Annotated in this window: 13 protein-coding genes; 2 read left to right on the top strand and 11 right to left on the bottom strand. The window is 59.7% G+C overall.

The genetic code is table 11. The features are described 5' to 3' along the window. Positions 1 to 72 precede the first annotated feature (72 nt). The 11 genes from JZX89_RS20295 to JZX89_RS20245 all read right to left on the bottom strand — a co-directional run bounded on the left by JZX89_RS20295 (position 73) and on the right by JZX89_RS20245 (position 10,968). The gene (locus tag JZX89_RS20295; protein WP_153515767.1) at positions 73 to 414 is read right to left on the bottom strand and encodes a flagellar basal body-associated FliL family protein; all 342 of its coding nucleotides are present in this window, start codon (positions 412 to 414) and stop codon (positions 73 to 75) included. Between the two features lie 73 nt (positions 415 to 487). Next, a complete protein-coding gene (locus tag JZX89_RS20290) occupies positions 488 to 790 on the bottom strand; it encodes a hypothetical protein (RefSeq protein ID WP_207135175.1) in 303 nt (100 codons plus the stop codon). Between the two features lie 242 nt (positions 791 to 1,032). Continuing rightward, positions 1,033 to 1,818 carry a 3-hydroxybutyrate dehydrogenase gene (locus JZX89_RS20285; protein ID WP_207135174.1) on the bottom strand — a complete coding sequence of 262 codons (786 nt, stop codon included), beginning with the start codon at positions 1,816 to 1,818 and terminating at the stop codon, positions 1,033 to 1,035. Between the two features lie 4 nt (positions 1,819 to 1,822). Beyond that, the gene (locus JZX89_RS20280) at positions 1,823 to 3,778 is read right to left on the bottom strand and encodes an acetoacetate--CoA ligase (RefSeq protein WP_207135173.1); all 1,956 of its coding nucleotides are present in this window, start codon (positions 3,776 to 3,778) and stop codon (positions 1,823 to 1,825) included. Next, positions 3,775 to 4,659, bottom strand: a complete 885-nt coding sequence (gene mmsB, locus JZX89_RS20275; protein WP_207135172.1) for a 3-hydroxyisobutyrate dehydrogenase — start codon at positions 4,657 to 4,659, stop codon at positions 3,775 to 3,777. The genes JZX89_RS20280 and mmsB overlap by 4 nt, the downstream gene beginning before the upstream one ends. Before the next feature lie 13 nt (positions 4,660 to 4,672). Further along, the gene (locus JZX89_RS20270) at positions 4,673 to 6,268 is read right to left on the bottom strand and encodes a GMC family oxidoreductase (RefSeq protein WP_207135201.1); all 1,596 of its coding nucleotides are present in this window, start codon (positions 6,266 to 6,268) and stop codon (positions 4,673 to 4,675) included. A 74-nt stretch (positions 6,269 to 6,342) separates the two neighbouring features. Further along, positions 6,343 to 7,350 carry a branched-chain amino acid ABC transporter permease gene (locus tag JZX89_RS20265; protein WP_207135171.1) on the bottom strand — a complete coding sequence of 336 codons (1,008 nt, stop codon included), beginning with the start codon at positions 7,348 to 7,350 and terminating at the stop codon, positions 6,343 to 6,345. 1 nt (position 7,351) lies between these two features. Then, positions 7,352 to 8,239 (bottom strand): branched-chain amino acid ABC transporter permease, encoded by an 888-nt coding sequence (locus JZX89_RS20260; RefSeq protein WP_149901176.1) that lies wholly within the window; start codon positions 8,237 to 8,239, stop codon positions 7,352 to 7,354. Positions 8,240 to 8,241: 2 nt separating this feature from the next. Continuing rightward, complete coding sequence (locus JZX89_RS20255) at positions 8,242 to 8,943, bottom strand: ABC transporter ATP-binding protein (RefSeq protein ID WP_207135170.1); 702 nt, start codon at positions 8,941 to 8,943, stop codon at positions 8,242 to 8,244. Position 8,944: 1 nt separating this feature from the next. Beyond that, positions 8,945 to 9,730 carry an ABC transporter ATP-binding protein gene (locus tag JZX89_RS20250; RefSeq protein WP_207135169.1) on the bottom strand — a complete coding sequence of 262 codons (786 nt, stop codon included), beginning with the start codon at positions 9,728 to 9,730 and terminating at the stop codon, positions 8,945 to 8,947. A gap of 29 nt (positions 9,731 to 9,759) precedes the next feature. Then, complete coding sequence (locus JZX89_RS20245) at positions 9,760 to 10,968, bottom strand: ABC transporter substrate-binding protein (protein ID WP_153515760.1); 1,209 nt, start codon at positions 10,966 to 10,968, stop codon at positions 9,760 to 9,762. 233 nt (positions 10,969 to 11,201) lie between these two features. Between JZX89_RS20245 and JZX89_RS20240 the strand changes: the two genes are divergently transcribed. After that, positions 11,202 to 12,119, top strand: a complete 918-nt coding sequence (locus JZX89_RS20240; RefSeq protein WP_149901180.1) for a LysR family transcriptional regulator — start codon at positions 11,202 to 11,204, stop codon at positions 12,117 to 12,119. Between the two features lie 135 nt (positions 12,120 to 12,254). Next, on the top strand, positions 12,255 to 13,277 hold the full coding sequence (locus tag JZX89_RS20235; RefSeq protein WP_207135168.1) for an LLM class flavin-dependent oxidoreductase: 1,023 nt from the start codon (positions 12,255 to 12,257) through the stop codon (positions 13,275 to 13,277). The last annotated feature ends 32 nt before the right edge of the window (positions 13,278 to 13,309 follow it).

The raw sequence follows: 13,309 nt of genomic DNA, 5'->3' as shown, positions 1-13,309 counted from the left end.
GAAATGAAATCGGGGCCAATCTGGTTCCACACAAACTATTCATTTGTCATGAAAAATTTCACGTCATGGTCGTTAAGGGTTTTGCGGCGCCCCCGTCGAGTCCTGTCGTGAGGGATTTGTATCGGTGGAAGCTGGCGGCGCTACACGGCCATTTGCAGGGTTGTTGTCGAAGCTTCCGGAGCCGGAAGGTTGCTGCGGCACAGGTGCCGTCTCGGTCTGCGTGCTTTGCGGACGATTTTCATCCGGCTCAAAAACCGAATATTCAACGACCGCCCAGACGACCAGCGCAAGAAAAAAGCTGACGATCAGAATGACAAGAACCGGCCGTCCTCTGGACCCCTGCCGCGCCCGGGTTGCCGTCTCCGTTTTCGGAGCGTCCCGACCGTGGAGATAGCTGGCATTTTCTCTGGCCATATCTTTTACTCCCTGTAACCTGCCAATTTAATCCACAGGGTCAGGGTTTTGTTCCAGATAGAAGAGAGAGCCTTCAGGCACATTCGGCCGGACGGGGCGTATCCAGATAGGGATCAGCTGCCGTCCCGAGCGCGCTGAAGCTTTGCCTCAGTCCCAGCCAGGATGTTGTTTGCCGGGCATCGGCATCCGCCGTTTCGCATGGCTTATCCGGGAAGGTTTCAGCGCTCGCGGCGGCAGGGGTTTGGTTCAACCGCACAGACGCTCGCATGCCACCAAATTCGGAATGACCGCCGGCCGCCCGATATTTTTTTGCCTCAAGGCGACGGCTGCGCCATACCGGCAGAATCTCCAGAAAAGTAAAAAATTTCAACATCATGATTATCAGAAAAATAGATCAATTAAAAACAATGTCCCACTGTGGCATGTTCGCCGGCAATGTGCACCCCCTATTGCGCCACAACCACAGCGAATAGTCAGATTGTGCTAATAATACGTCATAAAGCGTCAGATCAGCAGCCTACATCATCGCGTTTCAGCGCCCCGACAAAGCTATGGAATGGAAAATCGCAGAATAATGCCGGAAGCAAGCGACGGCTTCGAAGGGCACGCCGGCAGAAATTACTTTGCGGTCCAGCCACCGTCGATGGAGATAGTCGTTCCTGTGATGGATCGCGCCATGTCACCCGCGAGATAAAACGCCATCTCCGCCACTTCTTCCGGTTGCACAAATTGTCTGGTCGGCTGCGGCGCAAGCATCACCTTCTTCACCACATCCTCCTCGCTCATGCCATGCACCCGCGCCTGATCCGCGACCTGTGCGGCAACGAGCGGGGTCCAGACATAACCAGGGCAGATCGCATTGCAGGTGATGCCGAGTTCGGCCACCTCCAGCGCCACGCTTTTCGTCAGCCCCACCACCGCATGTTTAGTCGCCACATAAGGCCCCTTGAAGGGCGAGGCACGCAGGCCGTGGGCGGAGGCGATGTTGACGATGCGGCCCCAGCCCCTTTCCTTCATGCCCGGCAGGGCCGCGTGGATGGTGTGAAAAGCGCTGTCGAGCGAGATGGCGACGATGCGGGAAAAATCGGCGAAATCGAACTCGTCGATCGGCGCGACCTTCTGGATGCCGGCATTGTTGACCAGCACGTCGATGTGGCCGAACTCGGCAATGACGGTTTCCGGCAGATGCGCGCTCTCGTCATAGTGGGCGAGATTAGCCGAAAAATAGACCGGCCTGTGCCGCGCCGCCTGCGCGACCATCTCCAGGGCCTGCGTCGCCTCTTCCGTCGTCTCTATGCCATGCACCGCGACCAGATACCCCGCCTCGGCAAAACGTTTGGCGATGGCGAGCCCGATGCCGCTGGTGGAACCCGTGACGAGCACGGTTTTCGGTTGATCCTCCATCGGCCTAGTCCTTCAGTTGCGGCAGGTTGCGGAAAAGATCGAGTGCCTCGGGATTAGCGAGCGCCTCGGCATTCTTCACCGGCCGGCCATGAATGGTATCGCGCACCGCGATTTCGGAAATCTTGCCCGAACGGGTGCGGGGAATGGCACTGACGGCGATGATCCTTGCCGGCACATGTCGTGGCGTGGCACCCGAGCGGATGCGGCTGCGGATGGTCTTTTCCAGCTCTTCCGTCAGGGCCGCGCCACCTTTCATGCGCAGGAAAAGGATGACCCGCTGGTCTCCATCGATGTCCTGCCCCACGGCAATCGCCTCCTCCACATCAGGTACCGTTTCCACCTGCCGATAGATCTCAGCCGTACCAATGCGGACCCCACCGGGATTGAGCGTCGTGTCCGAACGGCCATGGATGACATAACCGCCGGATGGGCGCATTTCGGCAAAATCGCCATGCGCCCAGATACCGGGGAAGCGGTCGAAATAGGCAGCCTGATAGCGCGAACCATCCTCATCGCCCCAGAATTTGACCGGCATGGACAGGTGCGCATTGCGGCAGACAAGCTCACCGGCAACGCCGCGAACGGAACGGCCCTCATCATCCAGCGTATCGATATCCATGCCCAGCATCGCGCCCTGCAATTCACCACGATGAACCGGCTGCAACGGATTGCCGCCAAGGAAACAGGCGCAGATGTCAGTACCGCCGGAAATGGAGGCGAGATGCACATCATCCTTCCAGTCGCGATAGATATAATCGAAGGATTGCGGGATAAGCGGCGAGCCGGTGGAAAGGATCGTCCGCAACGATGAAAGATCGTGGCTTTCGCGCGGCTTCAACCCTGCCTTCAGGCAGGCATCGATGAATTTCGCCGATGTGCCAAAGGTAGCGATCCGTTCGGCGTCGATGAGATCGATCAGCCGCGCAGGGTTGGGATAACCGGGGTTGCCATCATAGGTGACGAGCGTTGCGCCAAGCGCCAGACCGGAGACCTGCCAGTTCCACATCATCCAGCCGCAGGTGGTGAAGTAGAAGAAGCGCTCGCCCTGCCTGATATCGCATTGCAGCTTCTGCTCCTTCATGTGCTGAAGCAGCAGCCCGCCGCCGGAATGGGTGATGCATTTCGGTTTGCCGGTTGTGCCGGAGGAATAAAGGATCGCCAACGGCGCCTTGATGGGCAGCCGGTTGAAGGTAATCTCCCCCACCTTATGTGGCGAGACGAAATCCGTGAGCGTCACACAGCCGAGATCGGCAAGGCCGGAAGAAACCACATCACCGATCAGCACGATCTTTTCGGGTCTCGCACTTTCCGCCACGGCACGGATGGTGGGGCCGACATCGATGCGCTTGCCGGCATAACCATATTCCGGCACGGCGATGAGGATTTTCGGGTCGATCTGTGACAGGCGGTCGGAAGCGCCGGCCGGGCCGAAATCCGGCGAGCAGGACGACCAGATGGCGCCGATGGCGCTGACGGCCAGATAGCTGACGATCGCCTCGATATCATGGGTGACGATGGCCCCAACGCGGTCGCCTTCCTTCACGCCCGCATGGGTGAGCGCCTGCACCATGCGGGAAACATCGTCGTAAAGTTCCCTCCGGCTTATCTCGCGCCGGGTGCCATCGTCGCGATGGGCGATGATGGCCTGGCGCTCGTCGGCATCGCGCAGCAGGTTTTCGGCATAGTTGAGCCTCGCGCCGGGATAAAACTCAACATCCCGGATCGTCGCACCGGCTTTGAACGCCGTTTCTCCGCGTGTGCCGATAATGCCGAGTTCGTCCCACAGCGCATCGTAAAAGTCATCCGGAGCGTCGATGGACCAGCGCAACAGGCCGGCATAGTCATCGGCGGCCAGCCCGTGCAGTTTTGCCGTTTTCTCCGCGAAGGAAAAAAGCGCCGAGCGCTCCAGCCTTTCCCTCGGCGGTACCCACAAAATATCGGAAGGCGTGGCGTCTATCATGCTTCGCCCCCGCGCAGCATCTCGACGATGGCGGAAAAATCGCGCCCACTGCCGCCCTCGCCGACGAAGGTCTCATAAAGCGCCGATGCCGCTGCGCCAAGCGGGGTCGAAGCCCCCGCTCCATTGGCGGCCTCCTGCGAAAGCTTCAGATCCTTGAGCATCAGGGCCGCAGCAAATCCGGGCTGGTAATCCTTGTTGGCGGGCGATGTCGGCACCGGCCCCGGCACCGGGCAATAGGTGGTGAGCGACCAGCATTGCCCCGAGGAGGTGGAGGCGACATCGAACAGCGCCTGATGCGAAAGACCGAGTTTTTCGCCAAGCACGAAGGCTTCAGAGACCGCGATCATGGAAATGCCGAGGATCATGTTGTTGCAGATCTTCGCCGCCTGGCCGTTGCCACCCTTGCCGCAATGGACGATCTTTTTGCCCATCGCCTCCAGCACCGGCCTTGCCGCCGAAAAGGCGTCGGCCTCGCCGCCGCACATGAAAGTCAGGGTGCCTGCTGCCGCCCCACCCGTGCCGCCGGAGACAGGCGCATCGACCGAGGGGCAACCGGCGGAAACGGCCAATTCATGCGCCTTCAGGGCGCTTTCCATATCCACCGTCGAGCAATCGATAAGGAGCGTCCCGGCGGAGACTTTTTGTACCAGATCACCATAGACCGAAACCACATGTTCGCCCTTCGGCAGCATGGTGATGATCACATCAGCCGCTGCCGTCGCCTCGGCGGAATCCGCCGCAACGGGAATGCCGGCTTCCATCGCCGCCGCGCGGCAGGTTTCGGAAAGGTCAAAACCCCTCACGGCATAACCCGCCTTGACGAGATTGGCGGCCATCGGCAGGCCCATATGTCCAAGTCCGATAAAAGCGACGGTCTTCATGGGAGCGTTCCTTTCAGCGATTATCCGCAAGGATCATGTCGGCAGCCTTTTCAGCAATCATGATCGTCGGCGAATTGGTATTTCCGGATGTGATCCGCGGCATGATGGAGGCGTCCGCGACACGCAGCCCGGCAAGCCTGCGGAACTTCAGCCTGTTATCGACGACACTTTCCACATCCGACCCCATACGCAACGTGCCGACGGGGTGGAAGATGGTGGTGCCAATGTCACCCGCCGCCCTGGCGAGATCATTGTCGTTTTCGAAGGAGGGGCCGGGCCGGTATTCCTGTGGCTTGAACCGGGCAAAGGCCGGCTGGGCGACAATGCGGCGTGTCAGCCGCATGGAATCGATGGCCACCTGGCGGTCGCCTTCCGTGGACAGATAGTTCGGGCGGATTTCCGGCTGCATGGCGAAATCCGGTCCTTTCACATGCACTGAGCCCCGGCTTTCCGGCCGCAGATTGCAGACACTTGCGGTAATGGCCGGAAAAGTGTGAACCGGATCACCGAACTTGTCGAGCGAAACCGGCTGGACATGATATTCCAGATCGGCGGTTTCCTTTTCCGGCGAAGAACGGGTGAAGACGCCAAGCTGGCTGGGCGCCATCGACATCGGCCCGGAGCGGGTCAGCGCATATTCAAGACCGATCCGCGCCTTGCCGAACAGGGTGGAGGCCCTCTCATTCAGCGTCAGAACGCCGGAGACCTTGTAGACCATGCGCAATTGCAGGTGATCCTGCAGGTTTTCTCCCACGCCCTGAACCTCGGCCACGGTGTCGATACCGGCAGCCTGAAGCACATCGCCACGGCCGACACCGGAAAGCTCCAGAACATGCGGCGAGCCGATTGCCCCCGCGGAAAGCACCGTCTCGCGCCGCGCCCGCATCTTTTTCAAGACACCGTCATGGTGAAACTCCACGCCCGTGACCCGGCCTTCTTCGATGATCAGCCGCTTGACATGCGCCTTGGTGAGGACCGTGAGGTTCTTGCGACCAAGCGCCGGCTTCAGAAATGCCTTGGCCGTGTTCCAGCGCCAGCCAGAGCGCTGGTTCACATCGAAATAACCGGCACCCTCATTGTCGCCGCGGTTGAAATCCTCGGTCGCGGGAATACCCGCTTCACCCGCCGCCTTCTGGAAGGCATCAAGCACATCCCAGCGCACACGGGCTTTTTCCACGCGCCACTCGCCACCGGCGGCATGCAGGTCGCTCTTGCCGCGATAAAAATCCTCCGACTTCAAGAAATAGGGCAGGATGTCGTTCCAGCCCCAGCCCTCGCAGCCGAGCTGACGCCAGACGTCATAGTCCCGCGCCTGGCCGCGCATATAGATCATGCCGTTGATGGAGGAGCAGCCGCCTAGAACCTTGCCACGCGGATAGATCAGCGCGCGGCCGTTCAGCCCCGGCTCTTCCGCCGTCTTGAAACACCAGTCGGTGCGCGGGTTGTTGATGCAATAGAGATAACCGACTGGAATATGGATCCAGTGGTAATTGTCATTGCCGCCCGCTTCCAAGAGCAGCACGCGGTTGCTCGGATCTTTCGAAAGGCGGTTGGCGAGAACGCATCCGGCACTCCCCGCTCCGATGACGATATAGTCATATTCGCCCATGCTCTTCTCCATGCGCCGCCCTTGCCGCGTCGTCCCGGACGCGGGGGAGGCCTTTCCAGTGTTTTCAAAAATGTCTAGCCGCGGTGCTGGAAGCCGAGTTTTCTCCCCAGACGCGACGCATAAAACTCGCCGATCAAACCGCGCCGGAACACCAGAACGCAGGCCATGAACACAAGGCCGGTGATGATGGTGACCGGGAAATCCGATGTCGCGAGATAGTTCTGCAAGGTGACCACGAGGCCCGCGCCAAAAATCGGGCCGATCATGGTGCCGATGCCACCGAGCAGCGTCATCAGGATCACTTCGCCGGACATCTGCCAGGTGACGTCGGTCAGCGTCGCGAACTGGAAGACCAGCGCTTTCAGACCGCCCGCAAGCCCGGCAAGCGCCGCCGACATGACGAAGGCGCCGAGCTTGTAACGCTGCACGCTGTAGCCAAGCGAAATGGCGCGCTGCTCGTTTTCGCGGATGGATTTCAGGATCATGCCGAAGGGCGAGTTGACGAAACGCCAGATGACCAGAAGCGCCAGCACAAAGGCGGCCAGCACCGTGTAATAGATGTTGAGTGGCGCGTTGAGATCGAGAAGGCCGAAGAGATGGCCGCGCGGCACGCCCTGCAAGCCGTCCTCACCATGGGTAAACGGAGCCTGAAGGCAGAAGAAATAAAACATCTGCGATAGCGCCAGCGTGATCATGGCGAAATAGATGCCCTGGCGGCGGATGGCGAAAAAGCCGATAACGAGGCCGAGAAGGGCAGCGCCGGCCATGCCGATGACAAGGCCGATTTCCGGTGTCACGCCCCATTCCTTCACCGAATAGGCCGTGAAATAGGCCGCACCGCCGAAAAACGCCGCATGGCCGAAGGACAGCAATCCTGTGTAACCGATCAGCAGATTGAAGGCGCAGGCAAACAGCGCAAAGCACAGGAGCTTCATCAGAAAGATCGGATAGACAAACATCGGCGCGGCGATGAGCAGGGCAAGCCCCGCCAGAATGAGCACGGTCTTGATGGTTCCCGCAGTCGTCGAAACTTCGGCCTGCGGCATCGCACCGGCAGTGGGGTTATGGGAGGCTTTGGACATATCAGGCGTCCTTTCCGAAAAGTCCGGCGGGGCGGATGAGCAGCACAAAGGCCATGATGACGAAAATGACGATGTTGGAGGCCTCCGGGTAAAACACCTTGGTCAGCCCTTCGGCGATGCCGAGCATGTAACCGGTGACAATGGCCCCCATGATCGACCCCATGCCACCGACGACGACCACGGCGAAGACGACGATGATGAGGTTGGTGCCCATCAGCGGCGAGACCTGATAGATGGGCGCCGCCAGCACGCCGGTGAAGCCTGCAAGGCCCGCACCCAGTGCGTAGGTCAGCGTCAAGAGCACCGGCACGTTGATGCCGAAGGCCTGCACCAGCGTCGGGTTTTCCGTCGCCGCCCGCAGATAGGAGCCAAGCCTCGTTTTTTCGATCAGCGCCCAGGTGGCAAGGCAGGCGACCATTGAGATGACGACGACGAAGGCGCGGTAATTCGGCAGGAACATGAAGCCGAGATTGGTGCCGCCGGCAAGCTCACGCGGCACCGAATAGGGCTGGCCCGCCGCACCGTAGAGCCAGCGGAACGTGCCTTCCACCACCAGCGCCAAACCGAAAGTGAAGAGCAGCCCGTAAAGTGGATCGAGATCATAAAGTCGCGACAGCATGAGACGCTCAACGATCGCGCCGAAAAGCGCAACGACCAGTGGCGTCACCACCAGCGCCACCCAGAAATTGATGCCGAAATATTGCAGGCCTAGAAAAGCGACGAAAGCGCCGAGCATATATTGCGCCCCATGGGCGAAATTGATGACGCGCAGCAGGCCGAAAATGACGGCAAGGCCCAAAGACAGCAGGGCATAAAACGAGCCGTTGATGAGGCCGATCAGCAATTGCCCGAGCAGGGCCTGAACCGGAATGCCGAAGATCATCGTCATCGTTAAACCCCCAGCACTTTATTGAGTTCGCCCATGCGGGCGGACAGCTCACCCACCGGAAAACTGCTGACCATCTGGCCATGATCCATCAGGTAGAAACGGTCGGCAATGCGGCTGGCAAAACGGAAATTCTGCTCGACCAGAACAACGGTCATGCCGCGGCTCTTCAGCTTTTGCAGCACTTCGCCGATGCGCTGCACGATGACAGGCGCCAGTCCCTCGGTCGGTTCGTCAAGCAGCAGCACCTTCACGCCGGTACGCAGGATGCGCGCCATGGCCAGCATCTGCTGCTCGCCACCGGAAAGCTTGGTGCCGGGGCTGGTGCGGCGTTCGTAAAGGTTTGGAAACAGTTCGTATATTTCATCGAGCGTCATGCCGCCGGGTGCAACGACGGGCGGCAGCTTCAGATTTTCCTCGACACTCAGCGTTGCGAAGATACCGCGCTCTTCCGGCACGAAACCGATGCCGTATTTCGCCGTGCGATGCAGCGGCACCGGCATCATGTCCTTGCCGCCGAGCTTGATGACGCCCTTGCGATTGCGGATGATGCCCATGATGGTGCGCAGCGTCGTGGTTTTACCTACACCGTTACGGCCGAGAATGGTGATGGTTTCCCCTTCGCCGACCGTCAGATCGACGCCGTGCAGGGCCTGGCTTTCGCCATACCAGGATTTCAGGTTGGAGACTTCGAGCATTGCCGCCATATCAAGCCTCCTCCGTGCCCATATAGGCTGTGCGCACACGCGGATCGGCGGAAACCGCGGCATAATCGCCCTCCGCCAGAATTTCACCGCGCTGCAGCACCGTGACGTGATGGCAGATATCGGCAACGACTTTCAGATTATGTTCGACCATCAGCACCGCGCGGGTTTTGGCCACCTCACGGATAAGCTCGGCGACATGGGAGACGTCCTCCCCACCCATGCCGGCCATCGGCTCGTCCAGCAGCAGAACCTTCGGATCAAGCGCAAGCGTGGTGGCAATTTCGAGAACCCGCTTGCGGCCATAGGAAAGATCGGCCGCAAGCGCATGTTTTTCCCTGGTCAGGCCAACCGTTGCGATCAGCTCCTCGGCGCGGGCATTCAGCCTGTCGAGAGAGGAGAGCGGCAGCCAGAATTGCGTTGCAAGGCCATTCGGCCGCTGCAACGCAACCCGCACATTTTCCAGAACCGTCAGGTGCGGAAATACCGCCGATATCTGGAAAGACCTGACGAGGCCGAGCCGCGCCACCTTGTCCGGCGGCGTCTTTGTTATGTCCGTTCTCATGAAGGTGATCGCCCCGCCTGTCGGCTGGAGAAACTTGGTCAACAGGTTGAAGACCGTGGTTTTGCCAGCGCCGTTCGGACCAATCAGTGCATGCACGCGGGCATGGTGAACATCGAGATCGACATTCTTCACGGCCGCGAATGCGCCGAAGGTCTTGGAGAGACCGCGCGCCGACAGCACGACGCGAGGTTCCGCCTGCCCGGCAAGGGCGGGAGCGATCGTCATGAAACTTTTCCCTTTATTGCGTCAGTCTTTTATTGCGTTACCAGCGGGCAACCGCTTTTTGCGGGGTCCATGAAGGCTTCCTTGCCGGGGATGGTGGCGAGCACCTTGTAATAATCCCACGGCTGCTTGCTCTCATCCGGCTTCTTCACTTCCATGAGATACATGTCGTGGATCATGCGGCCATTGGCGGCCACGTGACCGTCCTTGGAGAACACGTCGTTGACGGGCATTTCCTTCATGGCCTTGGCGACGGCATCGGCATCGTCAGTGCCGGCCTTTTCGATGGCCTTCAGATAATGCAGCACGGCGGAATAGGTGCCGGCATGCACCATGTTCGGCATGGCGCCGGTGCGTTCCTTGAACCGCTCGCCGAATTTGCGCGATTCATCGTCACGGTCCCAATAAAAACCTTCCGTCAGCGTCAACCCTTGAGCCGCTTCGAGACCAAGCCCGTGCACTTCGGCAAGTGTGAAGAGAAGGGCGGCAAGCCGCTGGCCGCCGGCAACGATGCCGAATTCAGCCGCCTGCTTGATGGCGTTGGAGGTGTCGAGGCCGGCATTGGCAAGACCGATGACCTTCGCGCCCGAAGACTGCGCCTGCAACAGGAACGAGGAATAATCCGTTGTCGCCAGCGGATGCCGCACGGAACCAAGAACCTTGCCGCCATTGGCTTTGACGAAATTGGCGGTGTTTTCTTCCAGCGAGTAACCGAAAGCATAGTCCGCAGTCAGGAAGAACCAGCTGTCGCCGCCCTGCTTCACCAGTGCGCCGCCGGTGCCGACCGCCAGCGAATAGGTGTCATAGGCCCAGTGGAAACCATAGGGGCTGCATTGTTTCCCCGTCAGCTCGGTCGTCGCCGCGCCGGTGTTGACGGTGATCTTCTTCTTGTCCTTGGAGAGCGCCTGCACGGCAAGCCCCACCGACGACGAGGTCAATTCCATGATCGAATCGACCTGTTCGGTGTCGTACCATTGTCTTGCGATGTTGGAGGCGACATCCGCCTTGTTCTGATGGTCGGCGGTCACCACTTCCACCGGCGCACCCAGCACCTTGCCGCCGAAATCCTCAACCGCCATCTTCGCGGCCTCGTAAGAGTATTTGCCGCCAAAGTTGGCATAGACACCCGACTGGTCGTTCAGGATGCCGATCTTGACCTTGCCGTCGGAAACATCGGCAGCATAGGCGGCAGTGCCAGCGGCCAGTGCCATGGCCGTGGATAAAACGATACTCTTGCGCATGACTTCTCCTCCCAGAGATGATTGCGAGCCTCAGATTGGTCTGTGCAACGGTGAACGAAGCAGTGCGGCGCACTTCTCCGGCGTTGCACTCGAATGGTCACGCCGCCCTCCTCAAAGCGGCGCATCCTGAGCCTAGACTTCTCGAATTCGTCCGTTGACACAAGAGCCGGGCATCATCAAATTGCGAACAGGGACTGTTCATTTTTGAACAGAACTCGTGATGGGAGACGAAAATGGCCACGCCTTTTACCTGGGACGATCTGCAATATTTTCTGGCCGTGGCCCGCACCGGACAACTCTCGTCGGCTGCCCGCAGCCTGCGCACCAGCCACGCGACCGTCTCCCGCCACATCGACCGCCTGGAATTCTCCCTAAAAACCAAGCTGTTCGAGCGAAACCCGCGTGGTTACGAACTGACGACGGTGGGGCGGCGGCTGGTCGATACGGTCGAGCGTATCGAGGCGGAGGCTGAAAGACTGCAATCGGATATTTCCGAAAGCGGCAGCCTGCTGCGCGGCGTGGTGCGCTTAAGCGCCCCTGAAGGTTTTTCCAATTTTTTCTTCGTGGAGAGGCTGAAAGACTTCGCCGCCACCCATCCCCACATCATGGTGGAGATGGTGACGATCCAGCAGATCATGGCGCTTTCCAGAAAGGAAGCGGATGTGGCCGTCACGCTCGATCCGCCGAAAGCCGGTCCTTACATCAACGAACAGATCATCGATTACACGCTGCATATCTATGCTTCGCGTTCCTATCTCGCCGGACATCCGAAAATCACGCGGCGTGAGGATTTGCCCGACCATTTTTTCATCGGTTACGTGCAGGACCTGATTTTTTCGCCGGGTCTCGATTATATGCGCGACGTGATGCCCGGCCTGCGCCCCAACTTTCAGTCATCGAGCATTTTCGCCCAGCTAACCGCCACGCTGAGCGGCCGTGGCCTGTGTATATTACCGAACTTCATCGCCGCCCGTTTTCCGGACTTGCAGATGGTTCTTGCCGACGAAGTGGAATTGCGGCGAGGCTATTGGCTGACCAGCCATCAGGACCTTGCCAACGTGCCGCGCGTGCGCTCGCTGATGGATTTCATTCTGACGACTGCGCGCGCGCATGAAAATCTCTTCATCCTCAACCGCAGGACGATTGCCTGAAACGGCCATCGTTCACATTTCGGCGACACCGTGTTTACGGGTGGCGCATTGGAGGATGTGCGCGGTTGCTTATATGACTGACAACAACGAAGCCGGTTGTGAAAGCCGGCATCCTCCGACATCTGGAAGGTCATCATGAAAAAGATCGGATTTTTATCCTTTGGTCACTGGACGCCCTCGCCCCAATCGCAGACCCGCTCAGCGGCCGACACGCTGCTGCAATCGATAGACCTTGCCGTGGCCGCCGAAGAACTCGGCGCCGACGGCGCCTATTTTCGCGTCCACCATTTCGCCCGCCAGCTTGCCTCGCCTTTTCCGCTTTTGGCTGCCGTTGGCGCCAGAACGAAGAGCATCGAGATCGGCACCGGCGTCATCGACATGCGTTATGAAAACCCGTTCTACATGACGGAAGACGCCGGTTCGGCCGACCTCATTGCCGGCGGACGCCTGCAACTCGGCATCAGCCGTGGCTCACCGGAACAGGTGATCGACGGCTGGCGTTATTTCGGCTTTCGCCCCGCCGAGGGCGAAACTGAAGAAGATATGGCGCGGCAACATACCGAGGTGTTCCTTGAACTTCTCAAGGGCGAAGGGTTTGCCCAGCCGAACCCGAGACCGATGTTCCCGAACCCGCCCGGCCTTCTGCGGCTGGAGCCGCATTCCGAAGGGCTGCGCGAGCGCATCTGGTGGGGTTCGAGTTCCAACGCGACGGCGGTTTGGGCGGCCAAGCTTGGCATGAACTTGCAAAGCTCCACCCTGAAGACGGATGAAACGGGCGAACCTTTCCACGTCCAGCAGGCGCAGCAGATCCGCACCTTCCGGGAAGCCTGGAAGGAAGCCGGACATGCCCGTGAGCCCCGTGTTTCGGTCAGCCGCAGCATCTTCGCCCTCGTCAGCGACCGTGACCGGGCCTACTTCGGTTACGGCAATGAAGGCGACGACAAGATTGGCTATATCGACGACAAGACGCGCGCGATCTTCGGGCGCAGCTATGCCGCCGAGCCCGAAGCGCTGATCGAACAGCTGAAAGCCGACGAAGCCATTGCCGAGGCCGACACGCTGCTCCTGACCGTGCCGAACCAGCTGGGCGTCGACTACAACGCCCATGTGATCGAGACGATCCTGAAGCAGGTAGCCCCGGCTCTTGGCTGGCGCTAACGGCTGTTCCTGAAAATAAGCAAGGCGGCGCA

Source organism: Agrobacterium burrii (genome assembly GCF_017313405.1).
Classification (GTDB): Bacteria; Pseudomonadota; Alphaproteobacteria; order Rhizobiales; family Rhizobiaceae; genus Agrobacterium; species Agrobacterium burrii.
This window is presented reverse-complemented; position numbering and strand designations above follow the sequence as displayed.